The organism is Novosphingobium capsulatum NBRC 12533, assembly GCF_001598375.1.
Classification (GTDB): Bacteria; Pseudomonadota; Alphaproteobacteria; order Sphingomonadales; family Sphingomonadaceae; genus Novosphingobium; species Novosphingobium capsulatum.
Genome location: NZ_BCYV01000009.1, coordinates 1 through 26858 on the forward strand (window position 1 = coordinate 1; position 26858 = coordinate 26858).

23 protein-coding genes are annotated in these 26858 nt (G+C 64.4%); 13 read left to right on the forward strand and 10 right to left on the reverse strand.

Going from position 1 to position 26858, the window contains the following annotated elements; translation table 11 throughout:
* The first annotated feature begins 157 nt into the window (after positions 1-157).
* Positions 158-1999 (forward strand): DUF262 domain-containing protein, encoded by a 1842-nt coding sequence (locus SCA01S_RS08460; RefSeq protein WP_062784824.1) that lies wholly within the window; start codon positions 158-160, stop codon positions 1997-1999.
* 18 nt (positions 2000-2017) lie between these two features.
* Entirely contained in the window at positions 2018-5179 is a 3162-nt protein-coding gene (locus SCA01S_RS08465) for a type I restriction endonuclease subunit R (RefSeq protein ID WP_062784826.1), read from the forward strand.
* Between the two features lie 492 nt (positions 5180-5671).
* Here SCA01S_RS08465 and SCA01S_RS08470 read toward each other — a convergent pair whose 3' ends face one another.
* Positions 5672-7201, reverse strand: coding sequence for an ArnT family glycosyltransferase (locus SCA01S_RS08470; RefSeq protein ID WP_062784828.1), 1530 nt, complete (start codon positions 7199-7201; stop codon positions 5672-5674).
* A 19-nt stretch (positions 7202-7220) separates the two neighbouring features.
* A complete protein-coding gene (locus SCA01S_RS08475; RefSeq protein WP_062784830.1) occupies positions 7221-7601 on the reverse strand; it encodes a VOC family protein in 381 nt (126 codons plus the stop codon).
* A 274-nt stretch (positions 7602-7875) separates the two neighbouring features.
* Between SCA01S_RS08475 and SCA01S_RS08480 the strand changes: the two genes are divergently transcribed.
* The gene (locus tag SCA01S_RS08480; protein ID WP_022678209.1) at positions 7876-8772 is read left to right on the forward strand and encodes a helix-turn-helix domain-containing protein; all 897 of its coding nucleotides are present in this window, start codon (positions 7876-7878) and stop codon (positions 8770-8772) included.
* Positions 8773-8821: 49 nt separating this feature from the next.
* Here the strand turns inward: SCA01S_RS08480 and SCA01S_RS08485 are convergent, their stop codons facing one another.
* Positions 8822-11254 (reverse strand): TonB-dependent receptor, encoded by a 2433-nt coding sequence (locus SCA01S_RS08485; protein ID WP_157088906.1) that lies wholly within the window; start codon positions 11252-11254, stop codon positions 8822-8824.
* Between the two features lie 285 nt (positions 11255-11539).
* Between SCA01S_RS08485 and SCA01S_RS08490 the strand changes: the two genes are divergently transcribed.
* Positions 11540-12895, forward strand: a complete 1356-nt coding sequence (locus tag SCA01S_RS08490) for an amidohydrolase family protein (protein ID WP_062784834.1) — start codon at positions 11540-11542, stop codon at positions 12893-12895.
* Here the strand turns inward: SCA01S_RS08490 and SCA01S_RS08495 are convergent.
* From SCA01S_RS08495 to SCA01S_RS08525, 7 genes are read right to left on the reverse strand one after another with little or no spacing between them, the layout of a single operon-like run.
* Positions 12892-13539, reverse strand: coding sequence for a TetR/AcrR family transcriptional regulator (locus SCA01S_RS08495; protein ID WP_245652510.1), 648 nt, complete (start codon positions 13537-13539; stop codon positions 12892-12894). The two genes, SCA01S_RS08490 and SCA01S_RS08495, sit on opposite strands and share 4 nt — an antisense overlap.
* A 57-nt stretch (positions 13540-13596) precedes the next feature.
* Positions 13597-14274, reverse strand: coding sequence for an arylsulfatase (locus SCA01S_RS08500; RefSeq protein ID WP_062784838.1), 678 nt, complete (start codon positions 14272-14274; stop codon positions 13597-13599).
* Positions 14271-15035, reverse strand: coding sequence for an alpha/beta fold hydrolase (locus SCA01S_RS08505; RefSeq protein ID WP_062784840.1), 765 nt, complete (start codon positions 15033-15035; stop codon positions 14271-14273). Before SCA01S_RS08505 ends, SCA01S_RS08500 begins: the two co-directional genes overlap by 4 nt.
* On the reverse strand, positions 15032-15859 hold the full coding sequence (locus SCA01S_RS08510) for a DODA-type extradiol aromatic ring-opening family dioxygenase (protein ID WP_022678214.1): 828 nt from the start codon (positions 15857-15859) through the stop codon (positions 15032-15034). The genes SCA01S_RS08505 and SCA01S_RS08510 overlap by 4 nt, the downstream gene beginning before the upstream one ends.
* A complete protein-coding gene (locus SCA01S_RS08515) occupies positions 15852-16157 on the reverse strand; it encodes an Aromatic-ring-opening dioxygenase LigAB, LigA subunit (protein ID WP_022678215.1) in 306 nt (101 codons plus the stop codon). Before SCA01S_RS08515 ends, SCA01S_RS08510 begins: the two co-directional genes overlap by 8 nt.
* Complete coding sequence (locus SCA01S_RS08520; RefSeq protein ID WP_051146480.1) at positions 16154-17314, reverse strand: alpha/beta hydrolase family protein; 1161 nt, start codon at positions 17312-17314, stop codon at positions 16154-16156. Before SCA01S_RS08520 ends, SCA01S_RS08515 begins: the two co-directional genes overlap by 4 nt.
* A 47-nt stretch (positions 17315-17361) precedes the next feature.
* Positions 17362-18474, reverse strand: a complete 1113-nt coding sequence (locus SCA01S_RS08525; protein WP_062784842.1) for an FAD-dependent oxidoreductase — start codon at positions 18472-18474, stop codon at positions 17362-17364.
* Positions 18475-18758: 284 nt separating this feature from the next.
* On the opposite strand from SCA01S_RS08525, the gene SCA01S_RS08530 reads away from it, so the two are divergent.
* The 9 genes from SCA01S_RS08530 to pcaF are packed head-to-tail and all read left to right on the forward strand — an operon-like array spanning position 18759 to position 26748.
* The gene (locus tag SCA01S_RS08530; protein ID WP_062784844.1) at positions 18759-19268 is read left to right on the forward strand and encodes a cupin domain-containing protein; all 510 of its coding nucleotides are present in this window, start codon (positions 18759-18761) and stop codon (positions 19266-19268) included.
* A 39-nt stretch (positions 19269-19307) separates the two neighbouring features.
* On the forward strand, positions 19308-20336 hold the full coding sequence (locus SCA01S_RS08535; protein WP_062784846.1) for a hypothetical protein: 1029 nt from the start codon (positions 19308-19310) through the stop codon (positions 20334-20336).
* 2 nt (positions 20337-20338) lie between these two features.
* On the forward strand, positions 20339-21829 hold the full coding sequence (locus SCA01S_RS08540; RefSeq protein ID WP_062784848.1) for an aldehyde dehydrogenase family protein: 1491 nt from the start codon (positions 20339-20341) through the stop codon (positions 21827-21829).
* A 7-nt stretch (positions 21830-21836) separates the two neighbouring features.
* On the forward strand, positions 21837-22916 hold the full coding sequence (locus SCA01S_RS08545) for a maleylacetate reductase (protein WP_054131909.1): 1080 nt from the start codon (positions 21837-21839) through the stop codon (positions 22914-22916).
* Positions 22913-23761 carry a dioxygenase family protein gene (locus tag SCA01S_RS08550; protein WP_062784850.1) on the forward strand — a complete coding sequence of 283 codons (849 nt, stop codon included), beginning with the start codon at positions 22913-22915 and terminating at the stop codon, positions 23759-23761. The genes SCA01S_RS08545 and SCA01S_RS08550 overlap by 4 nt, the downstream gene beginning before the upstream one ends.
* Positions 23754-24131: a Rieske (2Fe-2S) protein gene (locus SCA01S_RS08555; RefSeq protein WP_062784852.1), complete on the forward strand. Its 378-nt coding sequence runs from the start codon at positions 23754-23756 to the stop codon at positions 24129-24131. Before SCA01S_RS08550 ends, SCA01S_RS08555 begins: the two co-directional genes overlap by 8 nt.
* Positions 24132-24173: 42 nt before the next feature.
* Positions 24174-24887, forward strand: coding sequence for a CoA transferase subunit A (locus SCA01S_RS08560; RefSeq protein WP_062784854.1), 714 nt, complete (start codon positions 24174-24176; stop codon positions 24885-24887).
* Positions 24884-25546, forward strand: coding sequence for a 3-oxoacid CoA-transferase subunit B (locus SCA01S_RS08565; protein WP_062784856.1), 663 nt, complete (start codon positions 24884-24886; stop codon positions 25544-25546). Before SCA01S_RS08560 ends, SCA01S_RS08565 begins: the two co-directional genes overlap by 4 nt.
* Positions 25546-26748, forward strand: coding sequence for a 3-oxoadipyl-CoA thiolase (pcaF, locus tag SCA01S_RS08570; protein WP_062784858.1), 1203 nt, complete (start codon positions 25546-25548; stop codon positions 26746-26748). Before SCA01S_RS08565 ends, pcaF begins: the two co-directional genes overlap by 1 nt.
* Positions 26749-26858: the final 110 nt, after the last annotated feature.

Consider the following 26858-nt stretch of genomic DNA (forward strand, 5'->3'; position numbering starts at 1 on the left):
CCAGCCAAGCCCTGCGGCCACTGGCCCATTTCATCAAACCGATCCGTGGTGGCGCCTTAGCGAATGCGCAATTTCCGGCGGCCATGATCGATACGGTTGGGGCGTTTCAAAAGCCGGCGCGCTGGTAAATCCGCATTGGCGATCAGGGGGACAAGAGTTGACTGCCTTCAAGACGATTGATTCCGAAGACCTGAGCATCGCCAAGGTGTTTCAGTCCTTCTACAAGGTCCCCGATTACCAGCGCGAATATGTCTGGGGCGAGAAGGATGCCCAGGGCGAGCGCGGCGACGAGGTCGAGCAGTTCCTGCAGGATATTTTTGGCGAATTCGAGCAGGCGACCAAGGACGATGCGCCGGAATATTTCATCGGCACCATCGTGGTTTGCGCCGACAAGGACGGTGTGCTCGATCTGATTGATGGGCAACAGCGCACCACCACCAGTTTCCTGACACTGTGCGCGTTGCGGGATGCTTTGGCCGCTCTTGGCGCTGAAACACCGGCCACGCTGTCAGATCAGATTTTGTCCAGCAGCACCGACTGGCAGGGAGATACCGTCAACCGGATGCGCCTCGATCTGCAATATGAGGACGCGCAGGGCGTGATGGCCGAATACGGTGAAGGCAAGGGCTATGACGCGCGCAAGGACGGCACACGCTCGATCCGGAATCTGGCCAATGCCTATGCCGCCATTCGCGAGTTTCTGAAGGACAAGTTTGGCGATGATGTGCAAGCTGTCCGGCGCTTTCACGGCTATTTCACCAACAAGGTCAAGCTGATCCGCATTCAGACCCCGGATGTCAGCCGGGCGCTCAAGATCTTTGAGACCATCAATGATCGCGGCGTCGGCCTGGACGCGATGGACCTGCTGAAAAATCTGCTGTTCATGAATGCCAAGGCGGACCAATTCCGCAAGCTGAAGGATGAGTGGAAGGCACTGACACAGGCGCTCTATGGCGCGGGTGAAAAGCCGCTTCGCTTCCTGCGCTATTACATCCTCGCCAATTTCAATGTGCGCGACGCCAAAATCCGCGAAGAGGACATCTACAACTGGTTGGTCAAGGCCAACGATCAGACCAACCATATCGGCGATCCGCTGGGCTTTGCTGTCCGGCTCAAAGAAGCGGCGCTGGACTATGCCAATTTTGCTACGCTCAAGAACCAGCAGGGTCATTTGGAAAGCGGGCTGGCCAACACCAGGGCGCTGGGCGGCAGTGCCATCAAGCAACATCATATCCTGCTGTTGGCCGGGCGGCATTTGACGGGCGAACGGTTCACGCGACTTTGCAACGCGATTGAAGAGGTGATGTGCGTCTGGCTGATTGCTGGCGTTTTGACCAAGGATTATGAACGCGCCATCGCCCAAGGCACAAAAGCCCTGCGCGAAGTGAAGACCGATGCCGATCTGGATGCCTTCATCACCAGCTTCGTCGATGGTCAGAAATCGCTTTATCATGAACGGTTTCGCCAAGCCCTGCTTACGCTGAAAAGCTGGAATGTTCGGCAGTTTCGCCTGAAATATCTCCTCGCGAAGTTTACCCAGTATTTCGACATTCAGGCATACGGGGCTGCCGGCAAAGACCAACTGGGGCCTTATCTCGTCTCGAAGGTCGAAGTAGAGCACATCCTCGCGCGGGGGGCGGATGAAGCCGCGCAGGCAGAATTTGGCGACGGCGCGAAGGATATCAATCTGACTGAGAGTCTCGGCAATTTTGTGCTGCTGGAGAAGGCTGTAAACATCGTGGCGAGTAACGCCGCCTATTCTGTGAAAGCCGCGCAATACCCGAATTCGCAGTTCCTCCTGACCCGGTGCCAAACCGAACTGATGCAGGTAGGCGTGAACGATCAGATCACGCGAGCCATGAAAAGGCTCGACCCAAGCCCAACATGGACAGCCGAGACCATCCGCCAGCGCCAAGAGTGGTATGCTGATGTTGCCTTGGATGTTTGGGGCCTGCGACATGTGAAGCCGCACGATATTTTCGACGAAATGTTCGGCTAACGCGAAAGTCCATAGAATATGGCCAAACTGACTGAATCCCATGTCGAGGAAGCCGCGCTCGAATGGCTGGGCGAGATGGGCTGGCAGGTGGTCTATGGCAATGATGTCTCGCCAGACAGCGCGCGGCCAGAGCGGGCTGCCTATGGCGATGTGCTGCTGCTGGGGCGGCTGCGGGAGGCGGTGGCGCGGCTCAATCCCGATGTGCCAGAAGACGCGCGCGAAGATGCCCTGCGTCAGGTGGTGGCCGCACAAACGCCATCGCTGGTCGAAGAAAACCGGCGTTTGCACCGCATGATGGTCGAAGGCGTGCCGGTGGAATATCACGCGGCGGATGGCGTGATCCGCGGCGATCGGGTGCGTTTGATCGATTTCGACGGGCTGGAAACGGACAAAGACAGCAACGACTGGCTGGCCGTAAACCAATTCACCGTGATTGAGGCAGGGCATAATCGCCGCCCCGACATTGTGCTTTTCGTCAACGGCCTGCCGCTGGCCGTGGTGGAGTTAAAGAATCCCGGCGACGAAAACGCCACGATGGATGGCGCTTTCAACCAGTTGCAGACCTACAAGCAGCAGATTACCTCACTGTTTCGCACCAACGCGCTGTTGGTGATCTCTGACGGGCTGGTGGCGCAGACCGGTTCGCTGACGGCCGACGAAGAGCGTTTCATGCCGTGGCGGACGATGGACGGCGCGACCATTGCCGCCAAGGGGCTGCCCGAGCTTGAAGTCCTGCTGAAAGGCGTTTTCGACCGTGAGCGCCTCTTGGTGCTGATGCGCGATTTCACGGTGTTTGGCGATACAGGCAACGGCATCGCCAAGATTGTGGCGGGCTATCACCAGTACTTCGCCGCGCAAAATGCGATTGCGGCCACGCTGCGCGCGCTGCCTTCCGCGCGGGGCACAGGCTCTGAGCGCGACCGGCGGATTGGCGTGATCTGGCACACGCAAGGTTCGGGCAAGAGCCTGCTGATGGCTTTTTACGCGGGGCTTCTTGTGCGCCATCCCGTGCTGGAAAACCCCACGGTGCTGGTCATCACCGACCGTAACGATCTGGACGATCAGCTGTTCGGCACGTTTTCGATGTGCAGTGACCTGATCCGGCAAAAACCGGTTCAGGCCGAAAGCCGCGATCATTTGCAGGCCTTGCTGGATCGGGCTTCGGGCGGGGTGATTTTCACCACGATCCAGAAGTTCGCGCCCGCCGATGGGGATGCCTACCCCGCGATCAGCGACCGGCAGAACATCATCGTTATGGCGGACGAAGCGCATCGGTCGCAATATGGCTTTCGCGCCCGGATTGATCCCAAGACCGGCAAGCGCGCCTATGGCCATGCCAAATATCTGCGTGACGCACTGCCCAATGCCTCGTTCATCGGCTTTACCGGAACGCCGATCGAGACTGACGACGTCAACACGCCCGCTGTGTTCGGGGAATATGTCGATATTTACGATATCTCCCGCGCGGTGGAGGACGGGGCAACGGTTCCGATCTATTACGAAAGCCGTCTCGCCCGGATCGAACTGCCCGGGGACCAAATCCCGCTGATCGATGCCGAGATCGAGGAACTGACCGAAGACGAAGCCGAGCGGGATTCGGAGAAGCTGAAAGCGCGGTGGGCGGCGGTTGAAAGGCTGGTTGGATCAAAGGAGCGGCTGAAGTTGATCGCGGCCGATCTGGTGGAACATCTGGAAAACCGCCTTGCTGCGATGGATGGCAAAGCGATGGCGGTGTGTATGAGCCGCCGCATTTGCGTGGCGCTCTACGACGAAATCATCGCCTTGCGGCCGGACTGGCATTCGGACGATGACGCAGAAGGCGTAATCAAAATCGTTATGACCGGCGCCGCGTCCGATCCGCCGGAATGGCAGCGCCATATCGGCGGCAGAAAGCGGCGCGATGATCTCGCCAAACGGGCGCGCAAAGTGGGCGATCCGCTCAAGTTGGTCATCGTGCGCGACATGTGGCTCACGGGCTTTGACGCGCCCTGCATGCACACGATGTACATCGACAAGCCCATGCGTGGCCACGGGCTGATGCAGGCCATTGCCCGCGTCAATCGCGTGTTCCGCGACAAGGAAGCCGGGTTGATCGTAGATTACATCGGCATTGCCCAAAACCTGAAGGCGGCTTTGGGGATTTACTCTCCATCCGATCAGGAACAGGTCGGCATCGACGAAGCCATGGCTATCCGCGTCATGCTTGAACGCTTCGACATCGTACAGGCTATGTTCCACGGGTTTGACTGCGCGCCCGGCATTCAAGGCACACCTGCCCAGCGCCTCAAATGTCTGGCGGAGGCTATCGAATGGATCTTAGCGCGCCAGCATGAAGTGGCGCTGCACCAAACCTCGGACGATGCCAAAAAGGCGGCGCATCGCCGGTTTCAGGATGCCGTTCTTGCATTGGGCAAGGCCTTCGCTTTGGCCGCCGCCAGCGATGAGGCAAAAGCCATCCGCGATGAGGTTGCCTTTTATCAGACCATCCGGGCGGCCCTGGTGAAAAGCTCCGGCACTGGCAAGACGGAGCAAGAGCGGGAATTTGCCGTCCAGCAGTTGATCGACCGGTCAGTCGTCACCACCGAAATCATCGACATCCTGCAAGCGGCGGGCCTGACATCCCCAGACATCTCGATATTGTCGGACGAGTTTCTGGCCGAGATGAAGAATTCCGAGCGACCCAATCTGGCGCTTGAGGCACTGAAAAAGCTGCTGGCAGACAAGATCCGCTCTCGCTCGAAAACCCACGTAGTCGAGAGCCGAAAATATTCCGAACGGCTGAGCGAAGCTATCGCGCGCTACCACACCAATGCCATTAGCACCGTCGAGGTGCTGCAAACGCTGATCGAACTGGCCCGCGAAATCCGCGAGCAGCAGACGCGGGGCGAGGCCGAAGGTCTGACGCCCGAGGAAGAGGCATTCTACGACGCGCTGGCTGACAACGATAGCGCCGCAGAAATCTTGGGCAATGACAGCTTAAAGGTGATTGCAGCAGAATTGGTATCCAGCCTCAAATCCAATGCCAGCGTCGACTGGGCACATAGAGAATCCGCCCGTGCGAGGATGCGTGTTCTGGTGAAGCGCATTTTGCGTAAATACGGCTATCCCCCAGACCTGCAAGATGCTGCGGTGCAAACAGTGTTACAACAGGCTGAATTGCTTGCCGGGCGCTGGCAATGAGTTCGCCGGCATTCAAGAGCCAACTTTGCGTCTGCGTGCCGGCGTCCCAAAGTCAGCTGCGAGGCCTAGCGCTTTCCTGAATTCGGCGGCACAAAACACGTGCTGAATAGTGCACTGACGATTGCGGGGAGCGATGTTATGCAAGTGCTACGATCATCGTGTTAACCGTAAATGGCCTTCAGACATAGGCTCTTAGACGGGCAAAAGTTGCGTGCTGTGGGGAATTGGCGTATGGTCTTGTTGAAAGTTTAGCTAATTCATAGCGTTATTGGACGAAAGCTGGTCCTGTAAGCGGCACCACGGGTTTCTTCCCATAAAATCTCAAAATATTGATTTGGCTAGATTTTCCGTCGATTTCGTCTTCCGGATGCTCTCGCTTTGCGCCAGAATTTCGCACCGCGGTTTACGCCAGGTGGGGGCATTTCCGGGGAAAACGGGAGCCTGGCAAAAGGCGTTGCCGCCAAATAGGCACGTTTGCTGCTGTGGCTGCCGTCAGGAGAAGTTCTTGAGATCCGGCCACATCTCGGTCAGCGATGGCTTCACGTTTTCGCACAGCGCGATCACCTTGCCGTTTTCATATGCCATGGCATAGCGCGACCAGGTTTGGCCGAGCAGCGTGACCTTGCGGCAATAGGGCTGCATGGCGGCCAGGTCATCCTGCACCGACAGCACGTGGATGGGATGCTGTCCGCGCAGGCCCCAGAGGTAATACTGGTTGTGCCCGCTCAACGCTGGCGGCAGGTCGTGGCCGTAGAGATCGAGCGCGGCCGCTTCGCCATAGTTGTCCACCTTGATGGCCGTGACCGCGCGCTCCGGCGCCGGGATGCGGGCCCAGGCTGCATCGACCTGCCGCGCGAAATCGCGCCAGCCCAACTGGTCTGCCATGCTCTGTGGCAAGGCTGTGCCGGCAAAGCTGCGCTCTTGCTGCTGCGGCGCCAGCCCGGTTGCCCGCACATAGCGTTCCAACGCGGCTGGTGACAGGATCGGCAGGGCGACCGGCGCGGCCAGGGCGGCGACAATGACGGCTGCTACGGCGATCGCCGCCACACCCACTTTGACCGGCATGCTTTTAACCCAGGGTGTCAGCGCCGTCGCGCCGATCACGAACAAGGTGGGGTAGAGCGGCGCCAGATAATAGTCCTTGCCGTGACCAAGGCGCACGATGACGATCACCACGACCGCGCCGATCACCAGGAAACGAAGATCGGCCAGGCGCCTTGCCAGGAACGGCGCCGCCAGGCCCGCCATCCACAGCGGCGCGAACGCCGGGTTCATCACCAGCACCTGGTTGACGAGGAACGGCATGGCATCGACCGCCGCGTTCTTGCCCTTGGCCGCTGCTGCCAATTCCAGGAACGGAAAGCCGTGGGCATATTGCCAGAGGAAAGACGGCACCGCGATGATGGCGGCAATCGCCACGCCGCCCCACAAGGCCGGCCGCCGCAGCAGCACGCGGCCCGGCGTGACGAGCAGGCCGGCGGTTAGGCCGACCATCCAGAACAGCATGGCATACTTGATCTCAAGCGTGAGCCCGACCAGCAGCCCCGCCCCCAGCAACGCGCGATCATCACCGTCGCGACCGGCTTTGACCAGCAGATAGGCAAGCGCCGTCCAGGCCAGCGGCTCGAAAGCCGAGGTGTTGAGCGTGGCAACGATGCCCATCAGCATGGGCGCGAGGGCGCAGGCCAGGCCGGCCATCGCCTGTGCCAGCCTTCCCCCGCCCAGCAGCCGCGCGAAGCGCATCGCCAGCCATACCAGCGCCCCGCCCGCCAGCGCCGTCGGCACACGCAAGCCAAAGGCGCCCCATCCCAGCTTGAACAGGCCAGCGGCGAGCAAGGGCACGCCGGGCGGCTGGTCGACATAGCCGAACGCAGGGTGCTGTCCGCAGACGATGAAGTAGAGCTCGTCGCGGAACAGGTCGTACCGCCCGGCAAACAGCAGGTGGACTGCAGCAACGGCAAGGCCCGCAACCAGCGCCAGGCGCTGGTCCGGACATTTGGCGCTGGAAACAGGCACTGTCATCGATCCATTCCTGCGGGCATCAGTTCGAGGGCTCGCCCACGTCGATGCGGTTTCCATCCGGATCGGCGAACACGAAAGCGCGCTGGCCATAGTCCTTGTCGGCCAGGCGTTTGATGATCCGCACACCTTTGCTTTCGCAGATGGCGTAGAGTGCCGCCACGTCGCTGACGTAGATATGCATGACGTTGGTGGTCGACGGCTTGTGACCGGGCGTGCGGCTCAGGTGAATTTCCGCGCGCCCCTTCTTGAGGACCATGAAGCCGACCGGAGATCCGTTCTCGAATACTTTCTCAAAGCCGAGCACGCCCACGTAAAAGTCGTGCGCGGCGTGAATGTCCCGCACGCTGATTCCGGGTGCGGCGCGTCCGAACGTGATGTCAGCTATTCCAGGTTCCACCATCGTCTTGTCCTTGCCAGGCAGGGGCGGCGGTGCGCGTGCCGATTGCGGAGCGGTGTCCTTGGCGCGGTGTTGAACACCGGCCGATTATCCATGTCAACCAATGGGCTGATCGGCCGGGCAAAGCTGCCAGCGGTCGGGCATGGCTGCCATGGCACGCGAGTCCGCCAGGTGGCCATGGCATCGTCCATCAAGCCGCGACTGTACAATCGTACGGTTTTTCGCTACGCCGCGTGCGGGACCGGAAAAACCGGCAGGCCGGGAGAGAGGATTGGCTATGCGTATCGGCACCGAATCGGGACTTACAGCCGCAGACACTCACGGCATTCTGCTGCGGCCGGAACACGAGGTCTTGCAGTCGAGCGACTCGCTGGAATGGCAGTCGTTCTATGCCTCGCACCAGCGCGAGGCCCCCTATGCCGACACGTTCGGCGGAAATGACCATCATCTCATCATCGTGCATCTCAATGGCCCGGTGCGCATCCGGCGCGAACTGAGCGGCGAACGGCGCGAGGCGCGGATCGGCACCGGTGGGCTGTTTATCCTGCCGGCGCAGCGCGACTTCGGCGTGGCGCTCATGTCACCGCTGGAGACGGTGCACCTCTACGTCCATCGCAAGCTGATCGCGGCGACAGTGCGCGAACTGTGCGACGATGCGCTGGACTCGGTGGAGTTCCTGCCGCGCATGGGAGAGCACGATCCGCTGCTCGAACAACTGGCGCGGCTGGCCTGCACGATGATCAAGGAGCGGCAATCCGATCTGTTTGCCGACAGCGTCGCCCGCCTCATCGCCGCGCAACTGGTTCGCCATCATGCTCTGGCAAAACGGGTGGAACTGCCGCGGATCACCGGGCTCCAGCCGAGCCAGATCGCCCGGGTGCGCGCTCTGGTTGCAGAGAAGATGGAAGCGCCGATCAGCGTGGACGATCTTGCCCGTGCGGCCAATTTGAGCCCGATCCATTTCGCGCGCCAGTTCAAGCGCTCAACCGGGCGGGCGCCCTATCAGTACATCATCGAGCAGCGGGTGGAGCGTGCGCGCGACCTGCTGCGTGGCGATCTGCCGATTGCCGAGATCGCCGTGCGGTGCGGCTTCACGCACCAGGAACACCTTACCCGGATCTTTGGCCGGACGACGGGCGTTACCCCGGCCGCCTATCGCCGTTCGCTTCGCTGAGCGGTGGCCACTGGGCCCCGGGACGCCCATCCCGGGGCCAGCATCGCCATCAATACTTGATCGCGAAACGGAAGCCATAGAGGCGCGGTGCGCCGGGCGAACCGGCGAACAAGTTGGCATTGGCGTTATAGACGATATCGCCCCACGGACGCTGGTTGCCGATGTTGTTGACGAACAGTGTCGCCGACCATTTATCGTCCTCGCCCGAATACGTGGCCGAGGCCTGGCCGGTCCAATAGGCCGCCTGCTGTTCGATATCGAGCAGTTCGAACCCGACATAGCTGGACGACTGGTAGCGGGCGTCACCTTGCAGCACGATCTTCGCGGTGCCGATGGGAATGGTCTGGCGCACGCCGAAGTTCATCGTCCATTCCGGCGAGCGCAACGCGCGCAGGCCCGAACAATCCACCACCGAGGAGGCAGAGCCCGGCGCCGGGGCGGTCACCGCGCAGCGGGTAGGCGGCGGCGCGGGCGTCGAATAGCGAAAATCGGTGTATTTCGCATTGAGATACTGGATGTTGGCAGTGAGCAGCGTGTTGCGCGCAGCCAGGAACTGTGCCTCTCCCTCGGCGCCATAGTTGCGCGAGTTGCCGATGTTTTCGGTAAAGAAAGCCGAAGCACCGTTCGAATCGACGCCAAGATGCGCGATCTGCTGGTTCTTGTAGCGCCAATAGAAGGCTTCGAGATTGAGCTGGAGGCGATTATCGAAAAAGCGGTTCTTTGATCCGATCGTGTAGGCCTGGATCGTTTCGGGGCGGTATTGCTGCCGGGTGGGATCGACGGCGAAGGAGAACCCGCCACCGCGATAGCCGGTTTCGACCGAGGCATAGAGCAGCGAGTGCGGACCCACGTCATATTCCGCACCGGCCCGCCAGGTTGCGCGGCTGTTCTTCTGCTCCATGTTGAGCACCGCGCGGTTGTTGCCCAGGATGCTGGTGGGCGCGGACGGATCAGCATAGATGCTGCTGAATGCCGGAACCGGGCTTGGCAGCGGGCCCACCAGGCCAAGGCTGGAGATCAGCCCGGCCGGGGTCTGCGTATAGGGCAGCACCAGGCCACCCGGGCAGCTGGCCGCAACGCAGACCGCCACCAGCGTCTGCGACGCGCCATCGACGGTCTTGCGATCGCTGGTATAGCGCAGCCCGCCGCTCAGGCGGAACGTGTCGGTAAAGGCCAGCGTCACCCGGCCGAACGCGGCATAGGATGTCGTATCGAGCGCGCCACCCAGATAGTTGGTCAGCGTTTGCTGGGCGAACACGTCGGCGGTTTGCGATTCCTCGCGATAGTAGAACGCGCCGAGCAGGTAGCGGAAGAAGCCCGTATCGGGCGAAGCGAAGCGCGCTTCCACGCTCTTCTGGGTGGTCTTCTCGTCGAACAGGCTGATGAACGAGGTAACCGCGTTAAGCGCGTGCACATCGGCACGGCGATAAGCGGGAATCACGGTCAGCGTGCCGGCAGCGGTAGTCCAGCTCAGCTCGGCATTGACCCCCCAGAACGTGCTGTTCTGCCCTGGATAGGGGGCGAGCGGCTGAAGCGTGCGACCGATCTGGAAGCTGACCTGCTGCGGGAACAGCGCCTGCACCTGCGGATCGTACAACCCGGTGCCGCGATCGGTGGGTGCCGGCGTGATTGCCCCGGTCACAGGATTGCGCACGCCAACCAGGGCCGCGCTGCCACCCACGCCGCCAGCCTTGTAATAATCGGCAGCGATGCGGATCGAGAAATCGCTCGTCGGGCGGAACAGCAATTGGGCACGGGCACCCTTGCCGTCCTCGTCATTGGTACCATCGCTCAAATAGCCATCATGCTTGCTGTAGATGCCGGCAACACGCAGCGCGGCCTTGTCAGACAGCACCAGATTGACATCGCCTTGCAGCACCACCGTGTTGTAGTTGCCGAGCGTGGCGGAGAAATCGCCGGAATTGCCGTCCAGTTTCGGGCGCGCCGGCAAGATGTTGATCGCGCCACCGGTGGCGTTGCGGCCATAGAGCGTGCCCTGCGGGCCCTTGAGCACTTCGACCCGTTCGACATCGTAGAACACGCCGGTGGTAGCGCTCGGCCGGCCGACATAAACGCCGTCATAGTTGAACGCGATCGCCGGATCGCTGAACGAATTGACCGCGAACGTGCCCACGCCGCGCAAGTAGAACAGGTTGGACGAGCCGCTGGAGGCGACCTGCAAGGCGGGCACCAGCGTCGTCAGCTGCGAGGACTGGGTGACATTGAGCCGGGCGAGTGCGTCAGACGATACCACGCTGACCGCGATCGCGGCGCGCTGGAGGTTTTCCGAGCGACGTTGCGCGGTAACCACGATGTCCTTGAGGCCTTGCTCGCTCGCGCCGCTCTGCGCGCTGCTGGCCGCCTCTGCGGGCTCCGCAGCAGGCGCCTGGGGCGCGGCGGCCGATGCGGTCTGCGCGGCAGCGGGCATTGCGCACAGCGCGAGCGCCAACGGTGCAGTCGACAGGAAATAGCGTGGGTTCAAGGCATCCTCCCATTTGCGTTGTTTGCTGTATCCCTTGCGCTGGCTGGTCCGGCGGCAGGGCACATGCGGTTGATGCTGGTCTAGGCAGGCCCTTTGCCGGAATCCTGCATGATGCAGCACGACCGATGCATGAAAACGGCACGCGCAGTTCCCCGGTCGTTTCCGTGCAGGCAAATGCCCGGAACATGCAGGAACTTCCCTGTCGCCGGGGAGAATGCCAAGGATGGCGCAAAGACCGGGCCGCAGCGCATGCTGCAGAGCGCCGGATGGTTAGGAGAGATGCGAGTGAATAACGACCAGGCCGTGGCAACCGATCTTCCCCGCGGTGCATATCTGATCCGCGGCGCCCGCATCCTCACCATGGACCCCGCACTTGGCGACCTTGCCCGCGGCGACGTGCTGGTGCGCGGCGGCGCCATTGTCGCCGTGGCCGAGGAGTTACCAGCCGACGATGCCGAGGTGATCGATGCTGCCGGCATGATCCTGATGCCCGGCTTCATCGAGACGCACTGGCACATGTGGAACAGCATCTGGCGCGGTTTGTCGCATGATGCGCCCGGCTATTTCGCGCTCCACCGCCTTGCCGGGAGCTACACCGCCGAGGATCACTATGCCGCCATCCGCTATGCCGCGACCGAGGCGATCAATGCTGGCGTCACCACTTGCCACAACTGGTCCAATGCGCTGCGCAATACCGAAGACGCGCTGGCGCAGGCGCAGGCCCTGGCAGACAGCGGCATCCGCGCGCGCTTCGGTTATGGCCATCTGCCGCATCCTGGCTCCACCGCCGTCGACGATGGCGAAATTGTCCCCATGCTCGACTGGCTCGGCCAGCATGGCGATGGGCGGATCGATCTGGGCGTCGTCATCCACACCACGCAGCACTTCGTCACCGAAGTGGAAGCGGCGCGGCGCCACGGGCTCAAATCGATCGCCCCGCATGCCGACCTGTCGCAGGTTCTGCACCTTTTGGGGCCAGAGTTCATCTTTACCCATGGGCCCGGCACGCCGGACCAGCTGCTCCAGCTTTTGGCGGCGCGCGGCGTCAAGATTTCCCTCTGCCCTTCTACCGACACAATAATTGGTGCCGGCTTGCCGCCGCTGATCCGCTTCCTCGAAAACGGCGTACCGTTCCACGACATCGGCTTCAGCGTCGATGTAACGGCGCAGACCTGCGTGGATCCGTTTGCCGCGATGCGCACGATCATGGCATCTGCGCGAATCGCCCAGCAGCGCGGCGCCTCGTTCACCGAGATCATTATGCGGCCCGGCAACCCGGCAGATCCCACCAATGGCCTGACCATGCCGCGCCAGATGCTGCAGCTCGCGACGTTGAACGGCGCGCGGGTGCTGGGGCTTGAAGACACGACCGGATCGATCGCGCCCGGCAAGCGCGCCGACCTGATCCTGGTGCGCACCAGCGATCTCAACATGATCGCGGTGGACGATAGCAACGCCACCTTCCAGCTGGTCCAGCACGGCCAGCCGGCGAACGTTGACACCGTCATGGTCGACGGCCGCTTCCTCAAGCGCGCTGGCCAGCTGCTGGGCATCGATGTGGCCGCCGTCGGCAAGGCCGCCGCGCGATCGCACGATGCGATCCGCCGCCGCGCCCAGGTCGGCTGCGACGCGACGCTCTAGGGGGCGTGGGGATCAGTTCCCGCCGGCTCCGCCAGGGCGCGGATGCCGGCGGCGGCAAAACGGACGATCGGATCGAAGCTCGCCACGACATCGCTGCTGGACAGGCGCCCGTGGGTCAGCCGGTCGAGCAGCCGGGTGTCGGCAAACATGCTCACCATGCCGCCCAGCAGCAGGACATAGCCACGTGCGGCCAGATCGGGCGTGAGGCGCGGCTCCACCACCTGGATGCGGGCGATCATTTCTTCGGCCACCCCGCCGAAGATCGCCGCGGCAACCGGGGTCCACCGCGCGTCCTGGGTCATCATCGCGTGCAGGCGGGCATAGGAGCGCCAGCCTTCGTCGCCCTCAGCGATCCGTTCGACATAGGGACGCAGAAAGGCCGCCAGCAGTGCTTCCAGGTCTGGCTTGTCCAGCGCGTCGAGCGCGGCGAGGCGTGCCGTATTGATGATATCGGCGCGCCGTTCCAGTACGGCGGCAAACAGCTGATCCTTGGCGGGGAAGTGGTGGGTCAGCAGGCCGAGCCCGACCGGCCCGCGTTCGGCGATCATCCGCATCGAGACCCCGTCGAAGCCATGCACGGCAAACAGCGCTTCTGCTGCGTCGAGGATGATCTCGCGCTTGGTCTTCTTCTGCGTACGTCCCATCACGCTCGTTTCGTCCCCCGGTGCAGCGCGGCGCTTCGACAGGGCCGCGCGGCGGCGTTAGCGGATCGCGCCGCGATTCTCGACGCAAGCCTCGTGAAAAATTGCCGCGCGAATGCCCTCTACCGCACATTGCGGCGTGGTCAGCACAGTTCGGCCGGCTTGCGGCGCGATCGCGGCTGCAGCGCGGGCCAGGCTGAACTGCGCCAATGCCACCACGCTGCAATCCTCGGGCAGAGTGGCAGCGACCGCTGCAACAATCGCGTCGTGCCGCGCGGCATCGCCGCTTTGCAGCGCGTCGAGCGCACCGGGACAATGCACCGGCAGCACCCGGTCGGGATCGGGAAATTCGGGCAGCATCGAGGGCAGCGTCGGTGCAAAGCTCGCCAGCAGCGCGATGCGCCCTGCCCCCGCCGCCGCGACGGCCCGTGCGATCATCGCCGTATTGGGTTTGTGCACCGGCAGCGGCGCCAGATCGGCGGCAACGGCGTCGATCGCCGGCCCAAAGGCAGAGCAGGTGAACAGAATGCCATCGGCCCCTGCCCCCGCCGCATAGCGGCCCAGCGTGCGGAACCGCGCAACGATCGCGTCGGTAAGCGCGCCAGCCTCGGCCAAGTCGCGCGACAGGCTGTCGTCGAGCAGGTTGGCCAGGCGCGCCTGTGGCCAATGCTCGGCAAAGGCGGCGTTGATCGGCGCGATCGAGGCTTCCAGCGCATGAATCAGTGTAATCGCGGTCATTGCCCCTCCACGAAACGCGCGATCGTTTCGCCAAATGCACCTGGCGCCTCGACATTGGCGAGGTGCGCGGCCGGCAAAGTGGCAAACCGCGCGGTCGGGATATGCGCGGCGAAGTCTTGCATCATCGCGGGCGCCGCCGCCTTGTCCTCGGCACCAGCCAGCACCAGGCATGGCATCGCGAGTTTTGGCAGCAAGGCCATGTGATCGAGCGTGGCGATGATCCGCGCTGCCGCAACAAAGCCGGCGGCGGGCGTCTGGCGGATCATGCCGCGCACCCCGTCAAGCGTCTGCGGCGAGGCAGCAGCGAAATCGGGCGTGAACCAGCGGTCGAGGCTGGTTTCGACCTGCGTCTCGATCCCCTCGCGCTCCACCATCGCGATCCGCTCATGCCACATCGCGGCGACGGGCGGGGGCGTGCGCGCGGCACAGCAGGCCAGCACCAGGCGCTCCACCCGGGCAGCATGGCGCAGCGCCACCTGCATCGCCACCATCGCGCCAAACGACATGCCGACCAGGCTGAACCGATCGATGCCATGGGTTGAGAGCGTCTCGGCAACCGCATCGGCATAGTCGGCAAAGCCAGCGCCTTCGGGCAGCAATGCACTGGCGCCATGGCCCGGCAGGTCCACCCGCACCACGCCAAACCGCTGGGAAAGCTGCTCCACCTGCGGGCGCCACAACGCGGCCGAGGTGGCGATGGCATGGAGGAAGACGAGCGGCGGCGCGCCGGCGGGGCCGTCGATATGGATTGCAAGCGTCATGCCATCATGCTCCAGCGGCCCAGCCCGATCCCGGTATACCAGTCGGTGATGCAGTCATAGTGATAGGTTTCGAACGGCGCGCCTTCGGCAATGCCCTGGGCGACCAGCCAGTTGCGCACTTCTTCCGCGCCATTGCCGGCTGTGTTGACCGTCGCTTCCGCAAAGTCGGCAGCCGCATCCAGCCCGCCAGCTTCCAACTGCTGGAGAAAGCCACGGTCGAACGCCTCGTCGAGCTGGCCCATGCGCGGCGTGCCAACATCGTGGCTCAGCCCGCCGGTGGCGAGCACAGCCACGCGCGCGGCGCCCATATAGCCCCTGATAGCCTGCCCCAGTGCCCGGCCGAACGCCACGCAGCGCCGCATCGCCGGCATCGGCGGCTGGACCGTGTTGACCAGGATCGGCACTACCGGGATGGCCCCCGCAATCCCGGCCAGATCGAGCGGGGTCATCATGCCGTGGTCAAGCGTCAGTTCCATCGACAGCGCCGGGTCAAAGCCCGCCGCCATCACCGACTGGAGCAGATGCGCGGCAAGCGCGGCATCGCCCGGCAATTGCTGCTTCGGGATCTTGAGCCAACCCTCCACCGGGCTGGGGTAGGATCGCGCCACGCCGATGCAGAAAGGCGGCAGGTTATCGAGAAAGAAATTGTGCAGGTGATCATCGGAAACCAGGACCAGCGCGTCGGGCTGCGTCGCCGCGATCTCCTGCCCCACCCGCGTGAACTGGCGAAAAGCGGCCTCGCGCCGCGCGGGCGCGGGCGCATCGGGCATATTGGTCATCACGGGGGTGTGGCTCACGGCATAGACGCCGGTAATCTCAGCCATGGGTCGCATCTCCTACGGCGCGCAGGGCAGCCAGATAGTCGGCTTCGGGAACCCGCAGTTGCAGGCAATAGGCGCGCAGCAGATAGGGGTTGGCGCCCAGCAAATAGAGCCTGCCGATGTCGGTGGCGTCGAGCGCGGCGCGGGCCGCATCAGACAGCGGTTCGTCCGCGATGTAGCGCGCCGGATTGTCGAAGAAGCGGGTTTCCTCCGCGCGGTCATGCTGGACGCGATAGAGGATGCGGTTGATCGCATAGGCCTCTTCGGTGGGCATGTCCTGCACCCAGTTGCGCGCGGTCATGCCGATGCTCCCGCACCTACGGCGCCGACGAGCCAGTCGACGATGGTCGGCAGCGTTTGCGGGGTGATGCCCATGTGGCCGCCGGGGAACATGCGCACTGCCTTGGGGCTGCCGTGGCCGACCAGAAGATCGATATCGGCCACCGGGCACTGGCTGTCGCCACGCCCATTGACCAGCAGCAGCGGTGCCGAAGGGCGATCGAGCAGGCCTTGCTCAAGCAGCGAGAGCTGGGCAAAGCCCTGGATATAGCCCTCCCAGCTATCGACGCCGAGCATGCGCATCCGCGTCTCGACCAGTTCCATCAGATAGCTGTCAGGATGGCGCGAGCGTTCGATCCATTCGCGCTGGAACATGAAGTGCGCGCCGCCACCCCAGTTCACCGCGCCGGCCACGCGGTCAGGGACGACATGGGCGAGCTTGGTCGCCCAATAGCCGCCGAACGAGCGCCCGAGCAGGCCGACCTTGGCGCCATCGAGATCCGGCTGCGCCGCTGCCCAGTCGAACACGGGGAGGAACTGACGCTCGGCATCGGCGGTGCCCTTTACGGGCGATTCGCCGGTGCCTGGCCCATCCATCGCGATGGTGGCGATACCGCGGGCCAGCAGCAGGTCGCACGCCGCGGTCATCTGTTCCTTCCACGCGTCCACCCCGCCCCACATCACCACGACACGGGGGCGAGCAACGCCCTGGGGCCGGCGGTAGTAGAACACGACCTCGCCGCCTTCACCGGCATGGCCGTCAAACGGCACCACCACGCGGGCCAGCGGCGGCGACATCAGCGCGCCGGCGGCCAGATAGGCATCCCGCTCGCGCGCGGCACAGGCAAGCTTGTCGGGATGGTTGGGGCACGGAAAACGGCCGAGGAAAAAGAAACCGTGCGCGCGCAGATACTCCTTGCGCCGCAGCGCCGGATCGCTTTCCGTCTCGGCGCGCTGCCACGCCTTTTCGCCAGCGTCGCGCCAGGCCGCTGCCCAGTTCACCGGATCGAGCCCCTGGAGCGTTGTGAGGACGGCAGCGGTATCGTCGGCGGCCAGGTTGTTCATCGGGTGGATCGCCTTGCCCGTGCGATCGAGCATCCACGCCTTGGCTTCGTCCAGGGTACGCGGCCGCCCGGTGTCGGGGGTGGCGGGCGGCAATTGGGGTTCGGTGTCGAACATCGCTATCTCCTGCTGCTGCTGCTGCGCGCGCAGCGCATGCAAAGGCATCAAATGGGCTGGGCGAGCATGGCGAGTGTCTCGCCGACGATCCGGGTCTGCTCGGCGGGCGGCGCGCCGGCGCGCTCGAGACGACCGATTTCCATCGAGTTGCGCACGACCAGCTGGCAGCGCGCCGTGCGCCGCTCGGCAAAGCGGGCGAGCACTTCGGGCAGGTCGTCACCGCGGGCCAGTTCCTCGCCAAGCACGATGGCATCCTCCACCGCCATGCCAGCACCAGACGCGAGATGGGGCGTAGTGGGATGCGCGGCATCACCGATCAACAGCACGCGCCCGACATGCCAGGGTGGCGGCAGCAGGAACGCCTCGAGCGGCCGCATCACGATCTGCGAGCGGGGGCCAAGGCCCTCGCGCAGCGCCCGCAACGGGCCGCTGTATCCATCCAGAAGATCACGCAAGCCGAGGTACAGTTCCTCGTCTGGCACCACGCTGCGGCGCGGACAGGTTTCGAGCAGAAACATGTACAAGCTGTCGCGCGACACGGGCGACAGCCCCACCTTGACCGGTCCGCCCAGGAAGAAATGGCGGCGGTCGATCTCTGCCGGGCGATCGGCGAACAGACGCCAGATCGTTTGCCCGGTATATTCGGGCTGAGGCGCATCTGGCAGGATCAGGCTGCGGGTGCGCGAAAACACGCCGTCGGCCCCCAGCACCAGATCATAGCTGGCACGGCCGCCATCGCTGAACACGACATCGACCTGGTCATCCCGCTGATGCAGCGCGTCGACGGTCAGCCCCAGCCGTACAGTGGCGCCCGATGCGCGGGTCTTTTCCGAGAGGATGCGGTGCAGCGTCGGCCGCATGATCCCGCCGCTGCCGGGCATCCCGGCCGGATCGGGCACTTCGCCCACCTGCTGCCCCTCGATCGTGCAGACCCGGATGCCGTTGCCGGAAAAGCCGTCGCGCAGCACGTCGTCCAGAATGCCCAGTTGATCAAAGGCGCGCAGCGTCGGGCTGGTGATGGTGATGCCGGCGCCATAGACGCGCCAGGCTGGGTCGATGTCGATCAGGTCCACCGCCACACCCAGGCGCCGCAGCACGAGGGCCGAGGACATACCCCCGATTCCGCCGCCGATGATCAGGGCCGAGCGCACGCTGGTCATGCCCGCACCCGCGCGATGCTTGCCGCGCCCATCCTCACGATCATGTCTCTCTCCGCTCCTTGAAGGTCGTTTCGCCATTTCGATTAGCGACCAACCGTACAAGCGTACAGCCCCCGGAACGGGCGTGCCTGCGCTTTCGGGCGAATCTGTGCAAGCCGTGCCGAAGCACGCTGGAATCGTGCAGGAAGACAGGCCGCCACGCTCCTAGCCTGCCCTCGACCAAGCCACTGTCCCGTCAGGGTTGGAGCGCGAACACGCGCCGTGGCACGCTCAGGAGATTGGAAATGTCCGACGTCATCACCCGCTTCGGTTCGCTGGATGATTACGAGAAGGGCGGCGTCGAGATCATCAACGACGATCCCCGCAACTATGTGTTTTCCAACGTCTTCGAGGTGGCAAAGACCAACGCGCCCTATGCCCGTGTCGCGGTGGGCATCAACTTTGAATATGTCATCGAAGCTGCCCGCGCCGAAGGCACCTCACCCTGGTACACCTGCGCACACGACGAGTTTGTCCTGTGCATGGATGGCGATGTCGAAGTCCACCTCGTCAAGCTCGCCCGTCCGGATGATCATGTCGATCCCGAGCACGAGGGCGCGGTGCAACTGGCCGACGCCATGCCCGAAGGCCGCAAGATGGGCCGCCTCGTGCTCGGGCGCGGCCACCAGGGACTGCTGCCGGTGGGGGCGGCCTATCGCTTCCATGCCGAAAAACCCGCCGTCATCCTGGTGCAGACGATCCTTGGCGACGTGACCGTCCAGAAATGGGCGGAGATCTGCCAGACCACGGCCTGATCGCGCCGCGCCTTTCCCGACCCTTTCAGGAGAAATTCCATGGCCATGTCGCTATCGCTCGACGCCCAGGCTGCGCCCACCACCAGCACCGCCAGCACCGACACCGAAACGCTGGAAATCAGCAACCAGACCGGGTTCCGCGCCTTCCGCGCCGGCGGCTTCCACTTCAAGCGTGACGAGTATTTCGCCCACCTCTCGTGGCCGGGCGGAACCCACATCATCCCGATCGACGTGTTCCTGCGGGCAATGATGCGCGATGTCGCCTGGGGCTTCTTCTATGGCGTGGTGAACTTCGACGCGGTGTTCGGCACCATCAACCACTATGGCGAAGTGACGATGTTCGCCGGGCGCTTCAACGATGCCTACCGCAGCGCCGGCCGCGACTATTCCGAGCGTTTCCAGTCGGCCGCGCTGATGGCGACGTTCAAGGAACTGCTCTCTGACTGGACGGTGGCGGGCTATGACCCGTTTGCCGCGCCGATGGAAACCGGCGTTCCCTGGGGTGTAAAGCAGGGAGCCAACGATGCCGCCATCACCCGCCAGCGCGTGACGGCGCACCGCATGGTCGGCCTGCTCGGCGACACGCCGCTGCGCACCGATACCGCCGGCTTCCCGGTAAACCGCCAGTTCGCCGATGTGCCGCAAGACCAGCCGGTGGTCGAGGCTGAGCCCGGTTTCGAGCACGAGGTGAGCGCCTATAACCTGTTTGGTTACCTGTCCCGCTCTGACGTGACCTGGAACCCCAGTGTCTGCTCGGTGGTGGGCGATAGCCTGTTCTGCCCCACGTCGGAGGAGTTCATCCTGCCGGTCGAACATGGCAACGATCGCTGCGAGTGGTTCCTGCAGCTTTCCGACGAGATCACCTGGGACGTGAAGGACAAGGAAACCGGCAAGCCGCGCGCCCGCGTGCTGGCCCGTGCCGGCGACATCTGCTGCATGCCTGCCGATATCCGCCACCAGGGCTATTCGACCAAGCGCTCGATGCTGCTCGTCTGGGAAAACGGCGCCGCCAAGATCCCGCAGATGATTGCCGAGGGCACCGCCCCCGTCACGCCGGTGCAGTTCTGACCATGGCGCGGATCGATCCCCTTCCCGCTTTCCCGACCAAGCTGCTGATCGACGGAAAATGGTGCGATGGTGCCGATGGCGGCACGATCACCGTGGCCAATCCCTTTGACGGCGAGACCCTCGCCGAAGTCGCCATCGCCACGGCCACCGATGTGGATCGCGCGGTCGAAGCGGCCGCGCGCGCCTTCCCGGCCTGGCGGGCGCTGGCTGCACACGATCGCGGGCGCCTGCTGCTCAAGCTGGCCGACGCGATCGAGGCAGATACTGCCAACCTTGCGCGGCTCGAAGCGCTCGATACCGGCCACCCGATCCGCGATTGCCTGTCGCTCGACGTGCCGCGCACGGTGCTGTGCTTCCGATATTTCGGCGGCATGGCAGACAAGCTGGAAGGTTCTGTCGTGCCGGTCGATGCGGGCTTCCTCAACTATGTCGAGCGCGAACCGATCGGCGTGGTCGGCGCGATCGTGCCGTGGAACTTCCCGTTGATGTTCACCAGTTGGAAGCTGGGCCCCGCGCTCGCGGCGGGCAACACGGTGGTGATCAAGCCATCGGAAATCACGCCGCTGTCCACCTTGCGGATTGGCGAGCTGATGCAGCAGGTCGGCTTTCCGGACGGCGTGATCAACATCGTCACCGGCTACGGCCACGACGCGGGCCAGCGCATTGCCGAACATCCCGGCATCGGCAAGGTCGCGTTCACGGGCTCTACCGCCACCGGTCGGCGGATCGTCGAGGCATCGGCCACCAACCTCAAGAAGGTGCAGCTGGAACTGGGCGGCAAGGGACCGAACATCGTCTTCGCCGATGCCAATCTGCCGGCGGCAGTGGGTGGATCGGCCTTTGCGATCTTCCACAATCAGGGCCAGGCCTGCATCGCCGGATCGCGGCTGATCCTGCACGAAGCCATCGCCGACGCTTTCCTTGAAAAGTTCGTGGCGCTCGCCCGCTCGATCCGGCTGGGCGATCCACTCGATCCGCAGACGGAAATGGGGCCGCTTACCTCGCGGCTGCACCAGGAGCGCGTGCTGTCTTTCGTCGAGGTCGCGCGCGAACAGGGCGGCGACGTGCTGACCGGCGGCCGCGCGCCTGTCGATGCAGCGCTGGCGGCGGGCTGCTTTGTGGAGCCGACCATCGTGCGCGCCCAGCCCGATCACCGGGTGGCGCAGGAGGAGGTGTTCGGTCCTTTCGTCACCGTGCTGACCTTCCGCACCGACGAGGAGGCGCTGGCGATCGCCAACGGCACCGAATATGGCCTCGGCGCCGGTCTGTGGACGCAGGACATCACCCGCGCGCACCGCTTCGCCAAGCAGATCCACGCCGGCATGGTGTGGATCAACAGCTACAAGCGGGTCCATCCGGGCTCACCCTTCGGGGGCGTCGGCCGTTCTGGCTATGGCCGTGAAATGGGTTTCGAGGCGATGCGCGAATACACCGTGGCCAAGTCGGTGTGGGTCAATGTCGACGCGCAAATCCCGCCCTTCTACCGGCGCTGAGCCAAGGATGCGGCACTTCACCTATCAGGGCCTGCCAACACAGGTCACCTTTGGAACCGGCACCGTGGCTTCGCTGCCCACGGTGCTGGCGCACCAAGGTGTGCGTCGCGCCGTGCTGCTGTCCACCCCGCAACAGGCAGAGCAGGCACGCGCGGCAACCCGGTCGCTTGGCAACACGATCGTCGCCACGTTCACCGACGCGACGATGCACACCCCGGTCGAAGTCACGGCCCGCGCCGAAGCGGAATTGGCGGCATGCGGCGCCGATGGCGTGGTCGCGTTCGGCGGCGGCTCCACCATCGGCCTGGGCAAGGCGCTGGCCGTGCGAACCGGCGTGCGCCACATCGCCGTGCCCACCACCTATGCCGGATCGGAGATGACACCGATCCTGGGCGAGACCGCAGGAGGCCGCAAGACCACCCGCCGGGCGCCGGAAATCCTCCCGCATGCCGTGGTCTATGACGTGGACCTGACGCTGGGCCTGCCGCCCGGCATCTCGGGCACCAGCGGCATCAATGCCATCGCCCATGCAGTCGAGGGGCTCTATGCCCGCGATACCAACCCAGTGATGCAGTTGGTCGCGCAGGAAGGCATCCGCGCGCTGGCGTCAGCACTGCCGCGCGTCGTTGCGGACGGGGCCGACGTGGCGGCGCGTAGCCAGGCGCTCTATGGTGCATGGCTGTGCGGCATGGTGCTCGGTTCGGTCGGCATGGCGCTGCACCACAAGCTGTGCCACACGCTCGGCGGCAGTTTCGATCTGCCCCATGCCGAAACCCACGCCATCGTGTTGCCCCACGCGCTCGCCTACAACGCGCCAGCGATCTCCGAAGCGATGGCGATGCTCCGCTCTGCCCTGGGTGACGACGATCCGGCTGCGGCGCTCCATCGGCTGGCTCGGCAAGTTGGCGCACCGTGCGCGCTGCGCGATCTGGGCATGCCCGAATCCGGCATCGACGTGGCAACCGACCAGGCGCTCGAAAACGCCTATTGGAACCCGCGCCCCTTGGAGCACGCAGGGGTCCGCGACCTGATCGCCCGCGCCTGGGCTGGCGATCCACCCGCTGCAAGCGAAAGCGAGGCCGCATGAGCACGCCCGACTTCGCCGCCATCACCACGGCCGCGATCGACCGCATGGCCGAGGCACCAAATGCCCGGTTGCGGCAGATCCTTGCCGTGGTGCTGCGCCACCTGCACGACGCCATCCGGGAAACGTGCCTTACCGAGGCCGAATGGGAAGCGGCAATCGCGTTTCTCACCCGCACCGGGCAGATGTGCACCGCCGAGCGGCAGGAATTCATCCTGCTTTCGGACGTGCTTGGCGTCTCGATGCTGGTCGATGCGCTCAATCATGCTGCTGGCGAGGGCGTGAGCGAGTCCACCGTCTTTGGCCCGTTCTATGCCGGCCGCCAGCCGGTGCTTGCCGCCGGGGCTTCGATCCTCAAGCGCCCGGAAGAAGGCACGCCGCTGCACATGCGCGGGACGGTATCCACGGTACGCGGCGCACCCCTCGCCGGTGCGCTGGTAGAGGTGTGGCAGACCGCACCGAACGGGCAATACGACGTGCAGGACCCGCAGCAGCCTGCCGGACACCTGCGAGCCAGCTTTGAAACTGCCGCAGACGGCAGCTTTGCCTTCGCCACGATCGTGCCGGTCAGCTACCCCATCCCCGACGATGGCCCGGTCGGCGCGCTGCTTGAGGCGCTTGGCCGCCATCCGAACCGACCGGCCCACATCCACTTCATGATCACGGCACCAGGCTATCGTCGCCTCGTCACGCATCTGTTCATCGAGGGTGACCCATATCTGGCAAGCGACGCGGTCTTCGGCGTGAAGCAATCGCTGATCGTGCGGCCCCAGGCACAGGCCGATGGCAGCCTCGGGATCGACTATGCCTTCACCCTGGCCGACGCGCCCGAGAGGCACGATGAATGATCCAGGCCTGTGGCGATACCGCCCCAATGCCCCGGCGCCCGGAACCCTGCTCGGCCCCATCGCGGACATTCCGGTTGGCACCGCCAGGGAATATCGCTTTGGCCGTGGCCGCAGCGCTTTCTCGATGTTCGTGGTCCACATCCCGGATGGCGGCGTGTGCGCCTATCTCAACCTCTGCCCGCACTATTCGCTGCCGCTCAACCACGCGCCAGACGAGTTCCTGCAGAGCGGCGCCATCCTGTGCAGCCAGCATTTTGCGCTGTTCCGCGCCGACACCGGCGCCTGTTTCTCGGGCGCCTGCGAGGGCCGGTCGCTCACCGCCATTCCCGTCGGCGTCTCGGGCCAGGGCCTGCTGACGATTGCCGACTGACACGCATCTGGGCGGCGCACGGTCTGCACCGCTGGAGGAACCATGAAGAACAAGCTCTACGATAGCCCCGCCGACGCGCTGGACGGCCTGTTGTTCGACGGCATGACGATCATGTCCGGCGGCTTTGGCCTGTCGGGCAATCCGGAAAGCCTGATCCCGGAAATCCGCGCACGCGGCGTTCGCGGCCTTACGGTCATCTCGAACAATGCCGGTGCCGACGGGTTTGGCCTGTGGATGCTGCTGGAAAGCCGGCAGGTGAAGAAAATGATCTCGTCCTATGTCGGCGAGAACAAGCTGTTCGAGCAGCAATACCTCTCCGGCGAGCTGGAACTGGAACTCACGCCGCAAGGCACGCTGGCCGAGCGCATCCGCGCGGGCGGCGCGGGCATTCCCGCGTTCTATACCAAGACCGGAGTGGGGACGCTCGTGGCCGAGGGCAAGCCGATCGAAACCTTCGACGGCGTGGAATACGTCCGCGAAACATGGCTGCGTGCCGATCTGGCGATCATCAAGGCATGGAAAGCCGATCCCGAAGGAAACCTGATGTTCCGCAAGACCGCGCGCAACTTCAATCCCAACATGGCGACGGCGGGCAAGGTCACGGTTGTCGAAGTGGAAGAGATCGTCGCGGCCGGCGCGCTCGACCCGGACTGCATTCATACACCTGGCATCTATGTCGACCGGATCGTCCGGTCGACGATCAACGAGAAGCGCATCGAAAAGCTGACCACCCGCGCGCCGGAGATTGTGGCATGAGCTGGACCCGCGACGAAATGGCGGCCCGCGTCGCCCGCGAGTTGCAGGATGGATACTATGTCAATCTTGGCATCGGCATCCCGACGCTGGTGGCAAACCATGTTCCCCCCGGCATCGACGTGACGCTGCAATCGGAAAATGGCCTGCTCGGCATCGGGCCGTTTCCCTATCCCGGCGAAGCCGATCCCGATCTCATCAACGCCGGCAAGCAGACCGTCACCACCCTGCCCACGTCCAGCTTCTTTTCCAGCGCAGACAGCTTTGCGATGATCCGCAGCGGCCGGATCGACATGGCCGTTCTGGGCGCGATGGAAGTCAGCGAAGGCGGCGACATCGCCAACTGGACCATCCCGGGCAAGATGGTGAAGGGCATGGGCGGGGCAATGGACCTCGTCGCGGGCGTGCGCCGCATCGTCGTGGTGATGGAGCACACCAGCAAGAGCGGCGGGCAAAAGATCCTGCCGGCCTGCACGCTGCCGCTGACCGGCCGGGCCTGCGTCGATCTGATCGTCACCGATCTCTGCGTGCTCGCCTGCGCCAAGCCGGGCCTGCGCCTGGTCGAATGCGCGCCTGGCGTGACGGTGGAGGAAATTCGGGCAAAAACCGGCGCCAGTTTCTCGGTCGCGCTGTCTTCTCCGTCCTCAAGCCAGGGTCTCTGATGCGCCACGCCTTTATCTGCGACGCTATCCGCACCCCGATCGGCAGGCTGAACGGTGCGCTCTCCACCATCCGCGCTGACGATCTCGCCGCCATTCCGCTGCGCGCGCTTGGCGAGCGCAACGGCGGGGTGGACTGGGAAGCCATCGACGACGTGCTGCTTGGCTGTGCCAACCAGGCGGGCGAAGACAACCGCAACGTCGCGCGCATGGCGGTGCTGCTGGCAGGCCTGCCCGAAGCGGTGCCCGGGGCTACCATCAACCGGCTGTGTGGCTCTGGCCTCAACGCCGTCGGTATGGCCGCCCAGGCGATCCGCGCCGGCGATGCCGAGTTGATCATTGCAGGGGGCGTCGAAAGCATGACGCGCGCCCCGTTTGTGCTGGGCAAGGCAACCACCCCCTTCGACCGCGGGCAGAAGATCGAGGACACCACCCTGGGTTGGCGCTTCATCAACCCGCTGCTCCGCGCGGCCTATGGCGTGGACACGATGCCGCAGACCGGCGAAAATGTGGCGGACGAGTGGCAGATCACGCGCGAGGAACAGGACGCTTTCGCGCTCGCCAGCCAGGAAAAGGCCGCAGCGGCGATCGTCAGCGGCCGAATGGCGGTGGAAATCGTGCCGGTCGGCATTCCCCAGCCCAAGGGCGAGCCCACGATCTTCGCGCGCGATGAGCACCCCCGCGCCACCAGCCTGGAAGCGCTTGCCAAGCTCCGTCCGGTCGTCCGCCCCGACGGGACGGTAACCGCCGGCAATGCCTCGGGCCTCAACGATGGCGCGGCGGCCATGCTGGTTGCCAGCGAAGCGGCCGCCCGCACCCACGGCCTGACGCCCCGCGCCCGAATACTTGGCATGGCCGCAACGGGCATTGCCCCGCGCGTGATGGGCGCAGGCCCGATCGAGGCGGCCCGCAAATTGTGCCGGATCACCGGGATCGCGCTCGAACAGGTCGACGTGATCGAGTTGAACGAAGCCTTCGCCAGCCAGGCGATCGCCACGCTCAGGTCCCTTGGCATCCGTGCCGACGATCCGCGCGTCAACCGCAATGGCGGCGCGATCGCGCTGGGTCATCCGCTGGGCATGTCTGGCGCGCGGATCGTCATGACCGCCATCGAGGAACTGCACCACAGCGGCGGCCGCTATGCGCTGGCATTCATGTGCGTCGGGGTCGGCCAGGGCATCGCGCTGATGCTCGAAAAGGTCTGACGGCGGCCGGGGCCTCCACCCCATTCGGACAGGTCTTGTAACGCGCAAGAACGGAGGTGCTGCGCAGCGCTGCAAGGGAAGCCCCTTGACCCCCAATCCCAAAACCCCGA